The sequence below is a fragment of the Pseudomonas sp. TE4620 genome (genome assembly GCF_056279045.1).
Window position 1 is genome coordinate 2,652,817 of sequence record NZ_JBWBQO010000001.1, and the last position, 19,550, is coordinate 2,672,366.

Below are 19,550 nucleotides of genomic sequence, written 5' to 3' on the forward strand. Positions count from 1 at the left end.
CTGGCCTTCGTCAGCGATGAGAACGATGCTGATTTTGCGCACGGTTCTCTACCAGCAGCACGCTCAAACACGTCTGAATACATACTCCATAAAATACGAACTTACATCTTGTCAAAACATTTGCATTGACGCTTCAGCCCCTCTGGCGAAAACAATAAACCCAGACCGAGCGATACACAGAAGTTTGAAAAGCAAACATTAAAGATGCTTCCTACAAACAATAAAAAACATTAAACAACTTCCCCCAATACGTTGAAAGCAAACGTTCACGCAGGGCCGCACATGTCATTAAAAAGTCGCTATATGGAAGAACGCCGGCGCCTGCGCGAACTGGCCGACGAATTTGCCGAAGACGATCCGCGCCTGGCGCACTTTCTCGGCAGCGAAGCCTCTGACCCCGACGTCGAGCGATTGATGGACGGCTTTGCATTCCTGACTGCAAAGCTTGCGATGAAGATCGACGACCACCTGCCGGAAATCACCCAGCCGCTGCTGCAACTGGTCTACCCCAATTTCCTTCGGCCCTTGCCCAGCGTCACCATGGTGCGCTTCGACCCGATCAATCATGCGCTGAGCGAAAGCCAGCTGATCCCCAAGGGTACCGCGCTGTTCTCCAGGCCGGTCGACGGCGTGAACTGTACCTTTCGCACCTGTACCGACGTGACCCTCTACCCCTTGGTCATCGATGAGATCTGCCACATCGACAGTGCCGACAAATCCATCGTCCGCATCGACCTTGGCGCGCTGACCGAGCAACCGCTGCGCCAGCTCGACTGCGACCGGTTGAGCTTTCATCTGGGAGGCGCTGCAAGCAACGCCCTGACGCTCTACCAATGGCTGTCACAGCACCTGCACAAGGTGGTTTTGCACATCAACGACCATCGCTATTCCCTCCCGCCCGCGACCTTGACCTTTGCCGGTTTCGAACCCGGCGAGGCACTCCTGCCAAGCCCGGGCGAGCACCTGGATGGCTACCGCCTGATACAGGAGTACTTTTACTTCCCGCAGCGCTTTCACGGCTTCAACCTGACCGAACTGCGCCGCTACTGGCCGGACGCCGCAGCCGAGCATATCCGCCTGGAACTGCGTTTTGACGCGCCCTTCCCCAACGGTTTCCAGCTCGACCGCGACAGCTTTTCACTGTACTGCACGCCGGCCATCAACCTCTTCGACCACCCAGCCAGGCCCATCCCGCTTGACGGGCAGGCCGTCTGCGAAGCCGTGCAACCCAGCGGGCGGCGAGCGCAGGCCTATGAGATTTTCAGCGTTGACAAGGTCGCTACCCGACGCCGGGACACGCAGACCTCGCAGGATCAACAAAGCCTGGAGTTTGCGCCCTACGAAGCACTGCCCCGGCGTGTCGAACGCGCTGAAGAGCGTAGCGCACACTATTACAGCGTGACGCTCGAACAAGACCTGATCAAAGAGCGTGCGCGCCATGTCATCCGCCTGCTGCACGGTGATCAACGCCCTTACCGGGGCGAGCAGCAGACCCTGAACATCGACCTCACCTGCTGCAATGGCAACCTGCCCCTGCAACTGGACATCGGCGATATCAACCTCACCACCCAGGCCACGCCCTCGTTTGCCACCTACCGCAACCTGACCCGCCCGACCCGCTGTTACCCACCGGCGCTAGATGACGACCTGCACGGGGATGTGCAGTGGGTACTGCTTTCCAACCTGGCCCTGAATGACCTGTCGCTGTCCTGCGCCGACGCGCTCAAGGCGGTGCTGCAAGTCTATGACTTCGTGGCGCCCTATGACCTGCAGCACAAGCGCGCCACCCAGCGCCGCCTGAACGCTATCGAACACGCCAGCACGGCGCCGACTGACTGGTTGATCAAGGGCCTGCCCGTGCGCGGCATGCTCACCACGCTCAGGGTCAACCCCAGCGCCTTCGACAATGAGGGCGACCTGCAGCTGTTTGGCAGCGTGCTCTCGCACTTCATGGCGCTGTATGCCAGCAGCAACTCCTTTCACCAGCTGGAAATCATCAACAGCGTGCGCAACACCAGCTTCGTCTGGCCCGCACGCACCGGCCAGCAGCCGGTGATGTGAACCCGGCAGGCCGCCACTACCTGAGTATGAGCCGGGAAAAACTACGCGTGCGATGCGCTGAGTTGCGTTCAATAACGTGCACTTAAACCGCTCTGTAATCAGCAGAGCAAACTACTACGTCTGCAAAAAACACCCCAAAAACAACAAGTGACTTTTCCCACAAGCATTTAGGAAGCCCAACAAAGACAAGGCAGTAAGTTACCTCTTACTGTCTCCCCCCTCTGTAAGAACAAATCTTGTTGGACGTTCCATCCACGTCCATTCGACCTGCCCGACGCAATGAACAGCAGGAGTTACCATGCCCGGCCAGCGCGATGTGCGTTTTACCTTCAGCTCGACGGCTGACATTGACTTTGATGTGGTGTCTTTTGAACTGAACGAGGGTATTTCCCAACTCTATCGTTTGACCATCGAGCTGGTCAGTGCAACCGCCGACGCCGACTTTGCCACCCTGCTCGACCAGCCTGCGGCTCTGACCCTCTGGCAGGGCAACCAGGCCGTTCGCCATGTGCATGGCCTGATCAGTCGTTTCGAACAGGGCCAGACCGGCTTTCGCCGCACCCGCTACCGCGCCGAGATCGAACCGCAGCTGGCCCGCGCGCAACTGCGCTCCGACTGGCGCATCTTCCAGAAACGCAGCGTGCCGCAGATCCTTGAGCAACTGTGCAAGGAGCGTCAATGGGGCCAGGCCCGCCAGCACCTGAGCGAAACCCACCTGCCCCGCGAGTACTGCGTGCAGGCGGGCGAACTGGACCTGGACTTCTACCTGCGCCTGGCGGCCGAGGAAGGCTTGCTGTCGAGCTTCGAGCACAGCGAAGCCGGCCATCGGCTGATCCAGGCCGACCATATCGCGACCTTCGGCGCCATCGAGGGCGGGCCGGTGGTGTATGAGGCCAATCCGGGGGGCGAAGCCTGGCAACCGTCCCTGCGCCAGTTCACCTACCGCGAACAGGTACGGACCAGCTGCCAGACCCAGCGTGACTACACCTTCAGCCATCCGCGCTACAACCTGGAGCAAAACGTGCTGGCCGCCGAGATGGGCAGCCAGACCGTCGACTACGAGCGCTACGACTACCCCGGTCGCTACAAGCACGACGACGCCGGCAAACCCTTCACCCAGACCCGCCTCAAGGCCCTGCGCGGTGATGCGCGCACCGCCGAGGTCGAAGGCGACGATGCGCGTCTGCTGCCGGGCAAGGCCTTCACCCTCAGTGGCCATCCCCGCGAAGACCTCAACAGCGGCTGGCGGCCAATCCAGATCAAGCACCAAGGCCGCCAGCACACCGCCCTGGAAGAAGAGTCTGCCGAAAGCGAACACGGCACCTGGTACAGCCTGACCGCCACCTTGATCCCCGATACCGTTGAATGGCATGCCCCGGCGCGCCCCAAGCCATGCATCGAAGGGCCACAGATCGCCATGGTGGTCGGCCCGGCCAAAGAGGAAATCTACTGCGACGAGCATGGCCGCGTGCGCGTGCAGTTTCCCTGGGACCGCGAAGGCTGCGAAGACGATCGCAGCTCGTGCTGGGTGCGCGTCGCCCAGACCTGGGCCGGGGCGGGCTGGGGGCATGTGGCCCTGCCGCGGATCGGCCAGGAAGTGGTGGTGGGCTTTCTCCATGGCGATCCGGACCAGCCAATGATCATGGGCCGCAGCTATCACGCGATCAACCGCACACCGTATCGCTTGCCCGAGTTCAAGGCACTGAGCCCGCTGCGCAGCAAAGAGCACCACGGCCAGCGCCACAACGAACTGCGCCTGGACGACACCAGCGGGCAGATCAGCGCCACCTTGATGAGCGATCACGCCGCCAGTGCCTTGAACCTGGGCTACCTGACCCATCCCCGGCCCGGTGGCGGGCAGCCCCGGGGTGAAGGCTTCGAACTGCGCACCGACGCCCACGGCGTGGTGCGTGCCGGCGGCGGCCTGCTGCTGACCAGCGAACTGCGCGCCCGCGCCGCCTCCCACCACACCGACCTGCCGCAAACCGCCGAACGCCTGAAGACCGCCCAGCAATACCACGCCACTTTCGCCAGCGAAGCCCGCGACCACCTGGCCCAGGAAAGCGGCGACCAGGACGAAGTCGCCGATGCGCTGCAGGCCCAGCACGACGGCATACGCGGCCGCGGTACCGGCAACCCCAATGCCAATCAATACCCCGAGTTCAGTGAACCCTTCCTGGTCCTCGACAGCCCGGCCGGGATCGCCAGCAGCACGCCGCAATCCACCCACCTGGCCAGCGGCGAACACCTGGGCCTGAGCAGTGGCGGGCACACCAGCCTGGCCGTCGGCAAGCGCCTGCTGATCAGTGTCAGCCGAGGCCTGCGCACCTTCGTGCAAAGCCTCGGCTGGCGCCTGGTCGCAGCCTCCGGCGATATCGACATCCGCGCCTTGAAAGACAGCATCAACCTGCTGGCCAAACTCAAGGTCACCGTCAGCGCCGAACGCATCATCCTCAGCGCCAAGGAGGAGCTGGTGATCCAGGCGGCGGGCAGCAGCACCACCTACAACGCCGGCGGCATCAGCCACGCCACCAGCGGCGTGTACACAACCCACGCCACAGACTTTCTCTACAAAGGCGCAAAGAGCCAGGCGGCGGCCTTTCCTGAAGGGCCAAAAGCCGGCAAAGGCAATCTTGAGCTGTTCCAGCACTACGCCAATGGTTTTGCGTTCAAGGGCTCGGAGTATCAGGTCGAGGATGCACTCGGGCAGGTTTTCAAGGGCACGCTGGATGACAACGGGTTTGCGGCGGTGGCAGGCCTGGCGCCAGGACCGGTCAAGGTGCTGTTCGGCACAGACAAGACTCGCGCCGCCTCGGCAGCGCCATTTGCAGAGCAAGCAGCACGATCAGCAGCGACACCCGGCGCCATGACTACCTTGCGGCCGTCGCAGGTCATCCAGCAGACGCTGGACCGCCTCTTCGCAATGGAGTCCGCTGATAAAGGACTGCCCCTCTCCCTTCCCGCTATTCCCGCAAATCGAACCAGTAACGGAGGCGGCCCGAATGGCTCGATGTGAAGGTGCGGTCGCGCCCAAGAATACTTTTACCGAAGAGGATGTTAGGGCTGGCACCGACAAACTGGCGCAGTGGCTGACCGGGCTCACCGGTGATGCCGTCAACTGGCGCACTGTTATTACTGTCGGTGAACTGCTACCCGTCGCGGGCTCGATCTTCGCTGCGGCCGATGCGATCGGCGACATCATTGAGCTGGCCCAGGGCGACGCCACCTACAGGGCCGATCTCTACAATTGGGTCGGCCTGGGGATCAACCTGTTCGGCCTGGTTCCTCTTCCTGGAGTCGGAGCAGCCCGAGCGGTCATGCGCCCTTCACTGAAGACCCTCAGAACCACCAAAGGCGACATCAGCCAGGCGCTGCTGACTACCATAGAAAGCGCGCTGGCCGATGTCTGCCCCGGCGATCTCGAGGCATTCGTCAAGGAGGTTGAAGCCACCCTGCACAGCATCCTCAAGGCCTTTGCACAAAAGGTCATCGAGGTTTGTAAATTCCTTGCTGACCTCATCCGCTCGGTGGCAAGCGGCGTTGTACAGGACGTGGCACTGACCGTGCTCTTTCCCGGAATCAGCCTGGTAGTTGAAGCGGCCGATGCCTTCAAGAGACGCACCGGATTCGGCTTTGGAAAAGACGATATCGGCTTAGGCGACAGACAAAAGCAACAGTTGCAGAAAACCCTTGAGCCCGTTGCGGCGAGCATCGAGCAGATTGGCAATATCGCCAGCGACAAGATCATCCAGACAGGCAGTGAAACCAATCCGGACAGCCTTCTTAGCATCATCAGGGCGCTTTCCAGTGCCTTGCAGCGACGCAAGAATGCCCCACGCCAGGCCAATATGGCGCCTGGCAGAACCAACGAAGCCAGAAGGCCACAGCCGCAAAATGGCACTCAAGCCAGTCCGGCCCAGCGCTCTGCCCGTGCTGACGGTAACTGCCAAAAGCAGGGAAGCAAAGCTGGCACCCAGTGCAGCATCAGCTTCGCCATGGGCAGCGAAACAATTGTCCATACCGACTTCGAGCTTCCCGGCACCTTCCCCCTGGTGTGGAACAGGACTTACCGTTCCTCACTCTCAGCCTTTGACAACAACCCGTTCGGTGCCCGCTGGATCACGCCGTTCTCCAGCCGCTTGGATCTGAGCGAAGATCAACTCACCTACCATGCGACCGATGGGCGTAGCCACCACTACCCGCTTCCCGACGTTCACCATCACCATCTCGACCCGATTGAAAACCTGGTCATTTCGCGCACCAGCAAAAACAGATTGGTACTGCTGCGGGGGCATGACAGCCAGGAGCACTACGAACGGGTAAGCAATCAGTTCCGCCTGACAGCCATCAGCCTGCGCGGCGGTGCCCGCATTGCCTTGCACTACGAGCACCAACACGCTGAACACAGCGTGCTCTCGGATTTGCTCACCTACCAGAACGACACCCCGCACCAGCACATCCATACCCAGATCGACGACCAGGGCCGAATCAAGGCACTTTGGCTCATGCATGACGGCCAAGCGCTTCGACAGTTGGCACGTTATGAGTTCGACCACCAGGGTGACCTGCGTGCCGCCCGCGACGAGCACGATGCTCAATGGAACTATGACTATCAGCACCATCTGCTAACCCGCTACACCGACCGCACCGGTCGCGGCATGAACCTGCAATGGCAAGGCAACGGGCCGGATGCCAAAGCGGTTCGAGAATGGGCCGACGATGGCAGCCAGGACACCCGCCTGAGCTGGGACCCGAACATCCGCCTGACACGCCTGCTCGACGCCAACGGTCAAGAGACGCTGTATTACTACGATGTCCTCGGCTACACCTACCGCATCATCCATCCCGATAGCAACGAGGAGTGGTTCTATCGCGACGACGCCAAGAACCTCACCCAGCACATCCACACCGACGGCAGTGTCGACAGCTACGCCTACGATGACCGCGGCAACCTGGTCCAGCACACCCGCCCCGACGGCACCAGCGTCCACCATGCCTACGACGACCAGGACCTGCGCTTCAAGACCCGCGATGCCGAGGGCGGGCTGTGGAAGTACGACTACGACCCGCGTGGCAACATCATCGAAACCCTCGATCCGCTGGCGCACAAGACCCAGTACAGGTACAACAGCGACAACCTGCCCGTTGCCATCATCGACGCCAACGGCGCAGAAAAAAAGCTTGCCTACAACGCCGACGGCCAGCTGATCCGCTACACCGACTGTTCCGGCAAAACCAGCCAATGGCGATACAACGCGCTGGGGCAACTGTCCCAAGTCACCGACGCCGCGGGCATGGTCACCAGCTACCATTACCAGGCAGGTCAGCTCAGCCGTATTGTTCACCCGGACAAGACCGAGGAGCGTTTCGAGCGCGATGCCGAAGGCCGTCTTCTCGACCACATCGACGCCCTGCAGCGCCGCACCGTCTGGCAATACAACGAAGCGGGGCTGATCCAGCAACGCCAGAACGCCGATGGCAGCATCCTCAACTACCGCTGGGACCGGCTTGGCCAGCTTGTCGAGCTGCGCAACGAGAACAACAGCACGGCTACCTTCAAGTACGACCCGGTTGGCCGCCTGCTGAAGGAAACCGGTTTCGACCAGCAAACCACCCACTACCTCTACGACAACGGCAGCAACCAACCTACCCGCCGCCTTGATGGCGATCGCGTCACCTGTTTCGAATACGACCCCCTGGGCCGACTGCTAATGCGCCAGGCAGGCCAGAGGACGGCGCAGCAATGGCAAACCGAAACGTTCGCCTACGACGGTAACGGCAACCTGCTGCTCGCCGAGAACGACGCCTGCAAGCTGCAATGGTTCTACGATGCCGCCGGCAACAACACGCGCGAACACCAGTACCTGCGTTACCTGAAAAAGCCCCATGTTGCCATCTGGCGGCACGAGTATGACGCGCTGAACCAGCGGGTTGCCACGGTCCGTCCCGATGGCCATCGGGTCAGTTGGTTGACCTATGGCAGCGGCCACCTGCTGGCGCTGAAGCTGGACGATCGGGAACTGCTGAATTATCAGCGTGACGACCTGCACCGAGAGATTGGCCGCGAGCAAGGCAACGGTCTGCAACAACGCCAGAGCTGGACACCGAACGGTCACTTGCAGGAACAGACCGTCGCTCGACGCGGTGAGTCAAGCCGCTTGTCAGTGCGCAACTACCGTTACGACGTTGCCGGTCAGCTCACCAACATCCAGGACCTGCGCCGTGGCGCCATCAACTACCGCTACGATCCTGTTGGCCGCCTGCTCGAAGCAGGCAGTTTGGCAAATAGCGAACATTTCGCCTTCGACCCGGCCAGCAACCTCCTCGACCCGCAGGTACCCCAGGAGCACAACGGCTACCCGCGCAGCAAACTGCTCGACAACCTGCTGCGCGACTACTGTGGCAAGCACTACCTCTACGACGAACGCGGCAACCTCAAGGAGCGCATCGAAAACGGCAAGAAAGCCAGCTTCAGCTGGGACCTCTACGACCGCTTGACTCACTACGAGGATGATCGGCTGACTGTCTACTATGCCTATGACGCCCTCGGCCGGCGCCTGTGCAAGCGCTCCCGCGCCAAGTACCAGAACCGCCGCGAGGCCGGTCCCGCATGGAACCAGAACGAACAGCGCAAGCTCGATCAGCAGTACGGCTGCGGCAACACCCTTTACGGCTGGGATGGCGACACCCTGGCCTTCGAAAACTGCACCCATGACCTTGGCGCCCGCCTGACCCACTACGTGTACGAGCCCGGCACCTTCGTGCCCGTTGCTCAAGCGGTGGAGCACCGCTCCATCAAGTTGCTGCTCGAGCGCGTCTACGACTTTCCCTACGACATCGAGCGTGACCCCGTCTGGCAGCACAAGCCCGCGCCAGCGCCCTTCGATGCGTTTGCCTGGTACCAGTGCGACCACCTGGGCACGCCCATGGAGCTTACCGACGAACAGGGCGAAGTGGCCTGGAGCGGCACCTACGAGGCCTGGGGCGCGGCACAGGAGAAACGCAGCGACACCGCCAAGCGCGCGGGCATCCACAATCCGTTGCGTTTTCAGGGGCAGTACTTCGATGTCGAGACAGGGCTGCATTACAACCGGTATCGGTACTATGATCCGGGGGTCGGGCGGTTTGTTGGCAAGGATCCGATCGGGTTTGCGGGTGGGTTGAATGTATTTGCTTATGCGCCGAATCCGGTTGAGTGGGTTGATCCGCTGGGGTTGGCGAAGAAAAACTGCAGATGCGAAGAAGATAATCACTACTGGGGCCCCGAAAAGCCAAGAGCTCACAATGCAGCTCCGAACTCTATTTATACTAAGACCGACCGTACTGGCTCCGTTGCTGTCCAAAATACAGTATATGATGAAAAAGGCTCCGCCATTGGCCAGATTGATTTTAAAAATCATGGAGGCAAAGCTACTTCAGGGCATGGACACATAATATCACCCCCAGGAAATCTATCCGCAGGCCATGGCCCTGGAGCCGTGCATATCGAGCCAAATAAAGTGCCGAAAGGATGGAATAAAATACCAAACGGAATGCTTCCAGCCATACCTATAGGAAAATGATCATGACAGAAAACGCAGAGAAAATTCTCAATGAATTTCACAACTTTGATGACGGACTATTACTAACCTTTGAGTATTCTTACCCAACCAACCAACCATTAACAGCACGAATAGTAGCTTATGGAAAAAACCACAGCACAGAAAACCAACACTGGGAAAAAGTAGAGTTCTTGGCAACTGACATAGAAGAAATAAAAATCAAAATAAAAGGAAATCAATTCAACTCAATCACCACTGGAATAAGACTATTGAAATTCAACAATCTTTGGTGCCTGGATATAGACGGGAATTACAATTTCGACAAAGACCCAGCATCACTAAAAGAAATTCAGCAACATGGAGAGTGCTACATTATAGCCAGCAGTATAAAAGCACGAAAAATAATAGAACTATAATATAACGCACCCTCAGCACCTGGACGACCTTACCCCACCTAAAATGAAAGAAGGAACACCTATCTTGACGCAGCGGACCAGCATCTAAGGGATGCAAAACAGCACACTCACCTTAACATGCTGCATCGCACCCTACAAAAGAAGGAGGGGGTAAAAATGTCAAAGCGAATCCTTTGGAAGCAAGGAGACTTTATTGTCATCGGGCTAAAAAATGGGGATTATACAATTGCACAAATGCTTACAAGTCCAGTGCTGCGCTTCTTTGACATAGTCTCCCAAGAGGACGACTGGGCGACTGTAGAGTGGCGCAACGTAAAACCGACATTTCAAATTTTTGTTGCAAACACTGTCCTGAAAGAGCTGGGCGTTCGAAAAACAAAGATTGACTTACCGCCCTATTCCAACTTAGATCCAATTTGGATAAAACCTTATACCTCCATGGATGTACAGCACTACAAAGGCAAGCCATCTGACTTCCCCTTTTTGGGCGGACAACTCATAGATCTAGGACCAAACAACGACAGAGAAACAACAACAGCGCCAGTATTAAAGCATGACTTAACACTACCTGAAGACCGAGAAAAAATCGAACGATATGAACTCACTAACATGTGGGGCGACCAAGACCTAGAAGATCGATTAGTTCGATTCTTTCGTACCGGAATTAACAGAGACGATCTGAAATATGAAATTTTTCCAACACTATGGGCAGACCGTGCGCAACTTAGGCCTTTGACTCGCAGACTTCCAATTCCTCTTAGATAAAGAGCTTTGCTGGGAAGGATCCGATTGGGTTTGCGGGAGGGTTGAATGTATTTGCTTATGCGCCGAATCCAACCCATTGGACAGACCCATTAGGATTAAAGGCAAAGATCAACTGCCCAATATGTTGTGATGGATCACACGGAAGATCAAATAAGCAGGAGCGGCTTCTAGAGCTTGCAAACGACCCTAATCAGCCCAGACATGTTCGCGGATGGATACGCAATGAAATTCGTCACATTGAAACAGGGAACCGCACATCAATTCGCCTCCCTGGGAATTCGAGGAACTCCAGAGCTCCTGGCCGAGAGCTCGCCCATGGACGCAACACTCCCGCGAAAACAGGACACTGCTATCGTCACTCAGCTCTCCAGGACGCCGACTTGCACAAAGCACAACACAAAATAGGAGGTTATTAAGTGCAACACCACCCCAAAAAAATCAGCAACATCGTATCTCTATCAAAGAAAGAGCGATACGAGTATTTCCTTCGAAAAGTCACTGACTCCATGAAACTATGGGGACTATTCGATGCTGGATGGGCAACCCTCCAAGCCGAGAATTCGACTATAGTTCCTCTCTGGCCCGAGGAGTGCTTTGCCAAAATTTGCGCCACCAATGAATGGAGTAACCTAGAACCCCAACACATTGATCTGCAAAGTTTTATAGACAAGTGGATTCCAGGACTAGAAGGTGATAACCATTTGTGCTTAATATTCCCTACCCCTAGCGATCAAGGAATGATAATTACTGCCCACTCTCTACATCACGACTTGAAGAGGGAACTTTCCCAATATGAATAACCCGACACTACGATCATGGGTAGTTTGTTGTTGAAACGCAAACTGTTGAGAATCGCTCCATCAGCAGTACCTTTGCCTGGAACCAGTGCAATCACCTCGATACGCCGATGGAAGTTACCGACGAACGATGTGAAGTCGCCAGCGCCGCAACACTCTGACTGGCTGAATGTTCTTTAAAACCCAAATCGACTTACCTAATTCTAGCGCGACGCCTAAACCGACTAGAAGGATCAAGCCATAACCCCACCGTAAAACAACTTAATTCTCGCTCCGAAAAGAAAATGCAACTGAAAACGCCACACCTGCCGAGGTTCAATTCAGGCCATAGGAGAGGAAAACAAATGCATTTCTTCGCTGCGGAAAGCGACATGCTCCTCCTGATAAGGGAGGCTACGCACCTAAAACAACTAAACGCAATAGCCACTGGCAAAGCAAAAAAAAATCTTAAGGACGATGTCATTAATTTATCTAACATACCAAATTTAGGTAACTCACCATACAGTGACAGCGCATTGAACCCCTCCTATTTAGTCTGGGAAACTAAAAACAAGATCAAATCACGAGAAGTACCCCAAAGGAACGGTGGAGCGATAAATCTGGTTGACCAGAGAGACAACCCAGAAACGATAGTAATCCGACCCGGTAGTGCGCACCCAGATGGCATTATCTCAGGGGAGATATCCACCATTCACGCCTCCACCGAGAGCCTTGAGCTCTACAAACTGTTCGAGAAACTGATAAAACAGCGATTCACAAAAATAAAATCATATTATGTTGGAAATGATGCAATCAAAGCTCTATCTCGAGGCGAAAGGTTAACTTCCAGCACTAGCGCACCAACCGAGTACGATCTGACCATAGATTAGAAATCCAGGGACACGTAAATGGTGATTATTTGAAAAATCTGATTCGACTCGGAGACACCACCGATCATGGCGGCATAGTGATTGAATCTATCTCCCACACAAACCTCAACGGCAAACCAATAGCCGGCAAAGGCAACCTAGTTTCCTGCCCACTCTGCAAAGGCATCTTCCCCATCGTGGAAGGCAGCAGCACCTACAGCATCAACGGTATCCCGGTCGCGCTCGACGGCATGAAAACCGCCTGTGGCGCCAGCCTGATTGCCAGCGCCTCTCACGGCAGCGTGCATCGATAAACAGAAACCAAAGAGCACTTTGTTTCGCACGGATTGCGACCACACCTCAGCGTCAACGGAGGATGAGGCCATGGGCCAACTGAAAACCCGAATTGCCGAGCTGAAGCAAGCCCTGCAACAGCTTGTCGAGCACAACGTCCACAACCCGGACGACGATGACCACTGGAGCGGCGTGCTGTTCTTCTGCGCCACTGACGAACGTACCCGTACATTGGTCGAGCAAGTTGAAATCCTCGCCAGCGAGCTGTTCTTCGACCCCCAAGGCAGGGCCCTGCGCCACCGCATGCGCACCGCCTGCATTGACGGCGTCATCATCCAGGAGTCAATGCCCTCCCGCGGCGATGAAACGGTTATCTGCATCGAGCTATTACAAGCAGGTCGTATCACCGTGAGTGCTGCCAGGGAGTAAGGGCTACCGCTTGAATCCTTGGCCTTCGACCCGGCCAGCTCCCGCGCCAAGTACCAGCACCGCCGCGAGGCCGGTCCCGCATGGAACCAGAACGAGCAGCGCAAGCTCGATCAGCAGTACGGCTGCGGCAACACCCTCTACGGCTGGGATGGCGACACCCTGGCCTTCGAAAACCGCACCCATGACCTTGGCGCCCGCCTGACCCACTACGTGTACGAGCCCGGCACCTTCGTGCCCGTTGCTCAAGCGGTGGAGCACCGCTCCATCAAGTTGCTGCTCGAGCCCGTCTACGACTTCCCCTATGACATCGAGCGTGATCCCGTCTGGCAGCACAAGCCCGCGCCAACGCCCTTCGATGCGTTTGCCTGGTACCAGTGCGACCACCTGGGCACGCCCATGGAGCTTACCGACGAACAGGGCGAAGTGGCCTGGAGCGGCACCTACAAGGCCTGGGGCGCGGCACAGGAGAAACGCAGCGACACCGCCAAGCGCGCGGGCATCCACAATCCGTTGCGCTTTCAGGGGCAGTACTTCGATGTCGAGACAGGGCTGCATTACAACCGGTATCGGTACTATGATCCGGGGGTCGGGCGGTTTGTTGGCAAGGATCCGATCGGGTTTGCGGGTGGGTTGAATGTATTTGCCTATGCGCCGAATCCGGTTGAGTGGGTTGATCAATATGGCCTCAAAGGCTGCAACAGATGCCTGACATTAGCAGATTGTGAAGGCATTCTGGCGGCAGCCGGACGAGACTTCGGTCCTTACAATCAAGTGGACAAGGATGCGCACCATGTGATTCAGAAAGCGGCAATGATTGGCACTGCTGATTATGGAAAGGGGGTGACAGCCTACGCGGTACAACTCAAAGGACCATCGACTGCTCGCGGAACCGAACATTACCTAGCAACTCAGTCTCAACGGCAGAGGGGGACAGGAGGAACTTACGCCTCAGAGCGGGTCGTGGGTTACAGGGCACTACGTAGAGCGGGTATCAGCGCAGAAGAGTCTCGGTGTCACATCATGTTTGCGGATGCTGATATGGCCAACCTTGGTGTTGGGCCTAGTACCAAAACGAAAATTCCCGAAAACCGAACTTCACGAAGGGGGAAGTAACAATGCCTTTCTTAATCACAAATGAAATCGAGAAGAAAATAATTTATATAAATGAGCTAATTCGATTTAATAAATTCAATGAACTTCACACAGAGGGGTATCTCACCGAAAGCAAGCCAGAGGATATCAAGCGAGTTCTAGTAGAATATTTCAATAACGACAAAAATGTATCAAACTTAAAAAAAATTTCACCACCTTCAAAAGATTTCATACAATGCAACGCCGCTACATTTTTCATCACCCCCAAAAAACCCGATCCAAACCAATGGAGGATTGAGCTAAATTTAATAATCAACGACATCGAAAGCGACCTCACCGCCATTTACTACCTAGACACATCCGTTTCCCCGGAGAAGGTTCAGCTTTACGATTTACTAATACAGTAAATCATTGCAAAACGAGACCATAAACACCGCATATTTCAATTAACTCAGCGAGCACACTATTGAAGTGTATTATCCGTATTGGGGACACAACCGATCACGGCGGCACGGTGATTGAATCCATTTCTCATACAAACCTCAACGGCAAACCAATAGCCGGCAAAGGCAACCTAGTCTCCTGCCCACTCTGCAAAGGCATCTTCCCCATCATCGAAGGCAGTAGCACCTACAGCATCAACGGTATCCCGGTCGCGCTCGACGGCATGAAAACCGCCTGTGGCGCCAGCCTGATTGCCAGCGCCTCTCACGGCAGCGTGCATCGATAACCCGAAACCAAAGAGCACTTTGTTCGCACGGATTGCGACCACACCTCAGCGTCAACGGAGGATGAGGCCATGGGCCAACTGAAAACCCGAATTGCCGAGCTGAAGCAAGCCCTGCATCAGCTTGTCGAGCACAACGTCCACAACCCGGACGACGATGACCACTGGAGCGGCGTGCTGTTCTTTTGCGCCACTGACGAACACACCCGCACTCTGGTTGAACAGGTTGAAATCCTCGCCAGCGAGCTGTTCTTCGACCCCCAAGGCAGGGCACTGCGCCACCGCATGCGCACCGCCTGCATTGACGGCGTCATCATCCAGGAGTCAATGCCCTCCCGCGGCGATAAAACGGTTATCCGCATCGAGGTGTTACAAGCAGGTCGTATCACCGTGAGTGCTGCCAGAGCGTGACGGCTACCCGCGCAGCAAACTGCTCGATAACCGGCTGCGCGACTATTGCGGCAAATATTACGTCTACGACGAACGCGGCAACCCCGGGTGACCACTCAACCAATTTGCAAGACAATGTGTCCAGGCGACCGGTCAGTCGAGTGTATGAAATGTCGTTGAGGCGCGTACCAGAACCTTGGCTGAAAGCATTAAGCAAAAGCGCCATGCTTCGCGCCCTGGCCACTTGAGATTTCACCCCATCCCGCCGCTTGCCCTGTGCACGCTCCTTGCCCGAAGATCCAGCCTGGCGATAGCAGATCGTCGAAACAACTCAGGCAAAGGACTTACCGTGAACAACAAGAAATCGCCAAACTCAGGCGACAGCCTCTCACCGCCCTGGACCACCCATATGCCGCGCGCACTGCACCAGCTGGAGCAGTTTCGCCGCGAGTACACTCGCAACTGGCGGGTCAATGCCAACAGCCACCGCAACCAGGGACACTATGCCTGGATGACCGCTCAGGTTGAGGGCTACCTGCGCCTCCTGGAGATTGGTTGCGGCGTCGGCCATTCCACCCTGGCGCTGCTGAAGAATGGTCACAGCGTGGTCTGCGTGGAAGAGAACCCCCACTGCATTGCAGCCATTCAGGCCCTGCTCTCAGAACACGGCTACTCGGTCGCGGTCATTGCACGCGAATCTGCCCAAAGCCTGGACGACAACGCCTACCGACTCGACTACTGCGCGCCGGGTGATGCGCCCAAGGCCGACTGCCTGCTGATCGAAGGCGATGCCCTGGGTGACCCGCAGCTTGAGCAGTGGCTCAAGGCCCAACCTCGATTCGACGCAGTGGCCTGCTGGCTGCTCGGCACCCACAACGCCCGAGGCCACAACGTCGCGGTGGACACTCGCCTGATGCCAACCGCCTTCGAGCACCGAATTTTCGTGCAGAACAGCGTCTATGAACTGGCCGATGAAGTGCTGCGTCCCGGCGGATTGTTGAACGTGATCGACCGTGGGCAAACACCCGACACGGACGTTCTCAAGCACGCCGTCCTTGGCGGTCACCGTGATCAGGCCAGTGTCACCTCATTGCAGGTCGAGAAGCTGGAGCACACGCCCTACATGCACACCCGCGAGGAAGGTGCGATGGGGATGCAACTGACAGCCCCCGTAGCCTCTGCCGTACCGACCGGTCCCGTGACGCTGTCGCTGACGGCGGTGACTTCGCGAAAACCCTGAAGCGGCTGCCCCGCCCTGCGTGGGCGGGCACTGCCACTTCACAGACCGTCAATGGAGAGCCAATGGACAACCCGCACCGAAACCTCAAGGCCGCTGCCGATATCCGCCAAACCCTGAAGGCCCTGCAAGAAAGCCTGCCACTTTTGGTAGCCAAAGGCTTTGCCAAGGAAGCGCATCGAATTGGCGAAATCGTCAAAGACACGCAGAAGACGATGGACCGCATTGCCGTAGACACGGATGGTGAATTCACCTCAAGGCACTGATGGTTCAGCGATGCGTCAGCGCCCTGGACCAGACACCTACCCAGCACCGAACAGCAGAAACGAAAAAAGGCCCCGAAGGGCCTTTTTTCTATCACCACAGCACTCTGCTGAATGCTGTAGCGCCATATTTGGAGCGGGAAACGAGACTCGAACTCGCGACCCCGACCTTGGCAAGGTCGTGCTCTACCAACTGAGCTATTCCCGCGTCGTGATGGGGGCTATTGTAACGATTCAATAAATCTCGTCAAGCCCTTGATTCAAAAAAGCTTTATTTCTGCTCCGAGCCTTCGCGCAGGTGCGGCCAGGCGGCGCGCAGGTAGTGCACCATCGACCACAGGGTCAGGCCGGCAGAAATCATCAGCAAGGCGTAGCCAAGAATCACCCAGAAGGTCAGCACCGGCGGGTTGGCCAGCAGGATCACCAGGGCGAGCATTTGCGCTGCGGTCTTCCACTTGCCCAGGTTCGACACCGCCACGTGCGCCCTCGCCCCAAGCTCGGCCATCCACTCGCGCAGCGCCGAGACCACGATCTCGCGCCCGATGATCACCGCCGCCGGCAGGGTCAGCCAGAAGTTGGCGTGCACTTGCACCAGCAATACCAGGGCCACCGCCACCATCAGCTTGTCGGCCACCGGGTCCAGGAAGGCACCGAACGGCGTGCTCTGCTGCAGGCGACGGGCCAGGTAACCGTCCAGCCAGTCAGTGGCCGCGGCGATGGCGAAGACACTGCTCGCTGCGATATAGCTCCAGTGATACGGAACATAGAACAGCAAAATGAAGATCGGAATGAGCAGGACGCGAAGAACGGTAAGCAGATTTGGAATATTCATCGGCACAACTGGCTGCAAAGTGAGCGGGCATTCTACTCGCTATGCAGGTTGGCATAAATCGACTCGGCAAGCTTTTTACTGATTCCCGGTGCTTTGGCGATTTCTTCGACGCTGGCGCGGGTCAGCTCCTGCAAGCCACCGAAGTGCTTGAGCAGGTCGCGGCGGCGTTTCGGGCCGACCCCGGCGACGCCTTCAAGGGTCGAGGTGCGGCGGGTCTTGCCGCGGCGGGCGCGGTGGCCGGTGATGGCGAAGCGGTGGGCTTCGTCGCGAATCTGCTGGATCAGGTGCAGCGCTGGCGAGTCGCCCTTGAGGGTGAACTCGTGGGCCACGTCGTTCAGGTACAGGGTTTCGAAACCGGCCTTGCGCGTGGTGCCCTTGGCCACCCCGAGCAAAATCAGGTCGGGCACCGCCAGTTCCTGCAGCACTTCACGGGCCATGTTCAGCTGGCCCTTGCCGCCGTCCACCAGCAGCACGTCGGGCAGCTTGCCCTCACCGTCCTTGAGCCGGCCAAAGCGCCGGGTCAGGGCCTGGTGCATGGCCGCATAGTCATCGCCCGGGGTTACGCCTTCGATGTTGTAGCGGCGGTAATCGGACTTGAGCGGCCCTTCCGGGCCAAACACCACGCACGAGGCGACGGTGGCTTCGCCGCTGGAATGGCTGATGTCGTAGCACTCCAGGCGCTGCGGGGTTTCGTCCAGGGCCAGCACCTGGGCCAGGGCCTCGAAGCGCGAGGCCATGTGCTGGCGGTTAGCCAGGCGCGCGCCCAGTGCCTGCTCGGCATTGGTCACCGCCAGTTGCTGCCAGCGCGCACGGGTGCCGCGCACCCGGTGGCTGATGGTCAGCTCGCGGCCGCGCAGGGTTTCGATCGCGGCGGTGATGGCGGCAAAATCCTCGTGGACAACGTTGACGATCAGCTCGCCCGGCAGTTCGCGCTCGGCGTTGCCCACGTAATACTGCGAGAGGAATGCGGCCATGACCTCGGCCACCTCCTCCTCGATGCCCACTTGCGGGAAGAAGTTCTTGCTGCCCAGCACCCGCCCGCCGCGCACGCTGATCAGGTGCACGCAAGCACCGCCGGGGTTGACGAAGGCGGCGACGACATCGACGTCGCCGCTGCCGCCTTCCATGCTCTGCTGGTCCTGCACGCGGCGCAGCAAGGCGATCTGGTCGCGCAGCTCGGCGGCCCTCTCGAACTCCAGGGCCATGGCCGCCTGTTCCATCTCGGCGTTCAGCTCGTTGGTCAGCTGGTGGCTACGGCCTTCAAGGAACATCACCGAGTGGCGCACATCCACCGCGTATTCTTCGGGTTCGACCAGGCCGACACAAGGCGCCTTGCAGCGCTTGATCTGGTACTGCAGGCACGGCCGGGTGCGGTTGCTGTAGTAGCTGTCTTCACACTGGCGGACGAAAAAGGTCTTTTGCAGCAGGCTCAGGCTTTCGCGGATGGCGCCAGCACTGGGGTACGGGCCGAAGTATTTGCCCTTCTGCTTCTTCGCCCCACGGTGGATGCCCAGGCGCGGGTAGTCGCCGTCGGAAAGAAACACATAAGGATAGGATTTGTCGTCGCGCAGCAGGATGTTGTACGGCGGCCGCCATTCCTTGATCAGGGTCTGCTCGAGCAGCAGCGCCTCGGTCTCGTTGGCGGTGATGGTGGTTTCGACCTGGGCGATGCGCGCCACCAGGGCAGCCGTCTTCGGCGCCAGGCCAGCTTTGCGAAAGTAACTGGCGAGGCGCTTCTTGAGGTTCTTGGCCTTGCCCACATACAGCAGCCGGGCCTCAGCGTCGAACATCCGGTAGACGCCCGGGCGACCGCTACAGGTCGCCAGGAATGCGCTTGAATCGAACACAGGTGTCATGA

The 19,550-nt window shown here is 57.8% G+C and carries 18 protein-coding genes and 1 tRNA gene; 16 read left to right on the plus strand and 3 right to left on the minus strand.

The window, feature by feature from the left end; all coding sequences use genetic code 11:
• The first annotated feature begins 282 nt into the window (after positions 1–282).
• The 16 genes from tssF to ACZ9A3_RS12380 all read left to right on the plus strand — a co-directional run bounded on the left by tssF (position 283) and on the right by ACZ9A3_RS12380 (position 16,863).
• Positions 283–2,061, plus strand: coding sequence for a type VI secretion system baseplate subunit TssF (gene tssF / locus ACZ9A3_RS12305; protein ID WP_476252683.1), 1,779 nt, complete (start codon positions 283–285; stop codon positions 2,059–2,061).
• Between the two features lie 298 nt (positions 2,062–2,359).
• Complete coding sequence (locus tag ACZ9A3_RS12310) at positions 2,360–5,077, plus strand: type VI secretion system Vgr family protein (protein ID WP_476252684.1); 2,718 nt, start codon at positions 2,360–2,362, stop codon at positions 5,075–5,077.
• Complete coding sequence (locus ACZ9A3_RS12315) at positions 5,064–9,623, plus strand: RHS repeat-associated core domain-containing protein (protein WP_476252685.1); 4,560 nt, start codon at positions 5,064–5,066, stop codon at positions 9,621–9,623. Before ACZ9A3_RS12310 ends, ACZ9A3_RS12315 begins: the two co-directional genes overlap by 14 nt.
• A 2-nt stretch (positions 9,624–9,625) precedes the next feature.
• Positions 9,626–10,018: a hypothetical protein gene (locus tag ACZ9A3_RS12320; RefSeq protein ID WP_476252686.1), complete on the plus strand. Its 393-nt coding sequence runs from the start codon at positions 9,626–9,628 to the stop codon at positions 10,016–10,018.
• Between the two features lie 156 nt (positions 10,019–10,174).
• Positions 10,175–10,783, plus strand: coding sequence for a hypothetical protein (locus ACZ9A3_RS12325; protein WP_476252687.1), 609 nt, complete (start codon positions 10,175–10,177; stop codon positions 10,781–10,783).
• Positions 10,784–10,824: 41 nt separating this feature from the next.
• Positions 10,825–11,199, plus strand: a complete 375-nt coding sequence (locus tag ACZ9A3_RS12330) for a polymorphic toxin type 8 domain-containing protein (protein WP_476252688.1) — start codon at positions 10,825–10,827, stop codon at positions 11,197–11,199.
• Positions 11,200–11,583: a DUF2750 domain-containing protein gene (locus tag ACZ9A3_RS12335; protein WP_093381777.1), complete on the plus strand. Its 384-nt coding sequence runs from the start codon at positions 11,200–11,202 to the stop codon at positions 11,581–11,583.
• 341 nt (positions 11,584–11,924) lie between these two features.
• Positions 11,925–12,449, plus strand: coding sequence for a hypothetical protein (locus ACZ9A3_RS12340; RefSeq protein WP_476252689.1), 525 nt, complete (start codon positions 11,925–11,927; stop codon positions 12,447–12,449).
• Positions 12,450–12,478: 29 nt separating this feature from the next.
• The gene (locus ACZ9A3_RS12345; protein WP_093381774.1) at positions 12,479–12,742 is read left to right on the plus strand and encodes a PAAR domain-containing protein; all 264 of its coding nucleotides are present in this window, start codon (positions 12,479–12,481) and stop codon (positions 12,740–12,742) included.
• Positions 12,743–12,812: 70 nt separating this feature from the next.
• Positions 12,813–13,151, plus strand: a complete 339-nt coding sequence (locus tag ACZ9A3_RS12350) for a hypothetical protein (protein ID WP_476252690.1) — start codon at positions 12,813–12,815, stop codon at positions 13,149–13,151.
• An 18-nt stretch (positions 13,152–13,169) separates the two neighbouring features.
• The gene (locus tag ACZ9A3_RS12355) at positions 13,170–14,264 is read left to right on the plus strand and encodes an RHS repeat-associated core domain-containing protein (protein ID WP_476252691.1); all 1,095 of its coding nucleotides are present in this window, start codon (positions 13,170–13,172) and stop codon (positions 14,262–14,264) included.
• A gap of 2 nt (positions 14,265–14,266) precedes the next feature.
• Positions 14,267–14,650: a hypothetical protein gene (locus tag ACZ9A3_RS12360; RefSeq protein WP_476252692.1), complete on the plus strand. Its 384-nt coding sequence runs from the start codon at positions 14,267–14,269 to the stop codon at positions 14,648–14,650.
• Positions 14,651–14,709: 59 nt separating this feature from the next.
• Complete coding sequence (locus ACZ9A3_RS12365; protein ID WP_476252693.1) at positions 14,710–14,973, plus strand: PAAR domain-containing protein; 264 nt, start codon at positions 14,710–14,712, stop codon at positions 14,971–14,973.
• 69 nt (positions 14,974–15,042) lie between these two features.
• Complete coding sequence (locus tag ACZ9A3_RS12370; protein WP_476252694.1) at positions 15,043–15,381, plus strand: hypothetical protein; 339 nt, start codon at positions 15,043–15,045, stop codon at positions 15,379–15,381.
• 388 nt (positions 15,382–15,769) lie between these two features.
• The gene (locus ACZ9A3_RS12375) at positions 15,770–16,600 is read left to right on the plus strand and encodes a class I SAM-dependent methyltransferase (protein WP_476252695.1); all 831 of its coding nucleotides are present in this window, start codon (positions 15,770–15,772) and stop codon (positions 16,598–16,600) included.
• A 62-nt stretch (positions 16,601–16,662) separates the two neighbouring features.
• The gene (locus tag ACZ9A3_RS12380; protein WP_045194012.1) at positions 16,663–16,863 is read left to right on the plus strand and encodes a hypothetical protein; all 201 of its coding nucleotides are present in this window, start codon (positions 16,663–16,665) and stop codon (positions 16,861–16,863) included.
• 129 nt (positions 16,864–16,992) lie between these two features.
• Here ACZ9A3_RS12380 and ACZ9A3_RS12385 read toward each other — a convergent pair.
• The 3 genes from ACZ9A3_RS12385 to uvrC all read right to left on the minus strand — a co-directional run bounded on the left by ACZ9A3_RS12385 (position 16,993) and on the right by uvrC (position 19,548).
• A tRNA-Gly gene (locus tag ACZ9A3_RS12385) sits at positions 16,993–17,068 on the minus strand.
• Between the two features lie 63 nt (positions 17,069–17,131).
• Positions 17,132–17,692 carry a CDP-diacylglycerol--glycerol-3-phosphate 3-phosphatidyltransferase gene (pgsA, locus tag ACZ9A3_RS12390; protein WP_010221879.1) on the minus strand — a complete coding sequence of 187 codons (561 nt, stop codon included), beginning with the start codon at positions 17,690–17,692 and terminating at the stop codon, positions 17,132–17,134.
• A gap of 32 nt (positions 17,693–17,724) precedes the next feature.
• Positions 17,725–19,548 (minus strand): excinuclease ABC subunit UvrC, encoded by a 1,824-nt coding sequence (gene uvrC / locus ACZ9A3_RS12395; protein ID WP_045194013.1) that lies wholly within the window; start codon positions 19,546–19,548, stop codon positions 17,725–17,727.
• Between the last annotated feature and the right edge of the window lie 2 nt (positions 19,549–19,550).

Coding starts and splice junctions, on each gene's coding strand:
- ACZ9A3_RS12340 (WP_476252689.1), top strand. CDS start 11,925: ATGCATTTCTTCGCTGCGGAAAGCGACATGCTCCTCCTGATAAGGGAG.
- ACZ9A3_RS12375 (WP_476252695.1), top strand. CDS start 15,770: ATGCCGCGCGCACTGCACCAGCTGGAGCAGTTTCGCCGCGAGTACACT.
- ACZ9A3_RS12360 (WP_476252692.1), top strand. CDS start 14,267: ATGCCTTTCTTAATCACAAATGAAATCGAGAAGAAAATAATTTATATA.
- ACZ9A3_RS12350 (WP_476252690.1), top strand. CDS start 12,813: ATGGGCCAACTGAAAACCCGAATTGCCGAGCTGAAGCAAGCCCTGCAA.
- ACZ9A3_RS12325 (WP_476252687.1), top strand. CDS start 10,175: ATGTCAAAGCGAATCCTTTGGAAGCAAGGAGACTTTATTGTCATCGGG.
- ACZ9A3_RS12310 (WP_476252684.1), top strand. CDS start 2,360: ATGCCCGGCCAGCGCGATGTGCGTTTTACCTTCAGCTCGACGGCTGAC.
- tssF (WP_476252683.1), top strand. CDS start 283: ATGTCATTAAAAAGTCGCTATATGGAAGAACGCCGGCGCCTGCGCGAA.
- ACZ9A3_RS12320 (WP_476252686.1), top strand. CDS start 9,626: ATGACAGAAAACGCAGAGAAAATTCTCAATGAATTTCACAACTTTGAT.
- uvrC (WP_045194013.1), bottom strand. CDS start 19,548: ATGACACCTGTGTTCGATTCAAGCGCATTCCTGGCGACCTGTAGCGGT.
- ACZ9A3_RS12370 (WP_476252694.1), top strand. CDS start 15,043: ATGGGCCAACTGAAAACCCGAATTGCCGAGCTGAAGCAAGCCCTGCAT.
- ACZ9A3_RS12315 (WP_476252685.1), top strand. CDS start 5,064: ATGGCTCGATGTGAAGGTGCGGTCGCGCCCAAGAATACTTTTACCGAA.
- pgsA (WP_010221879.1), bottom strand. CDS start 17,692: ATGAATATTCCAAATCTGCTTACCGTTCTTCGCGTCCTGCTCATTCCG.
- ACZ9A3_RS12380 (WP_045194012.1), top strand. CDS start 16,663: ATGGACAACCCGCACCGAAACCTCAAGGCCGCTGCCGATATCCGCCAA.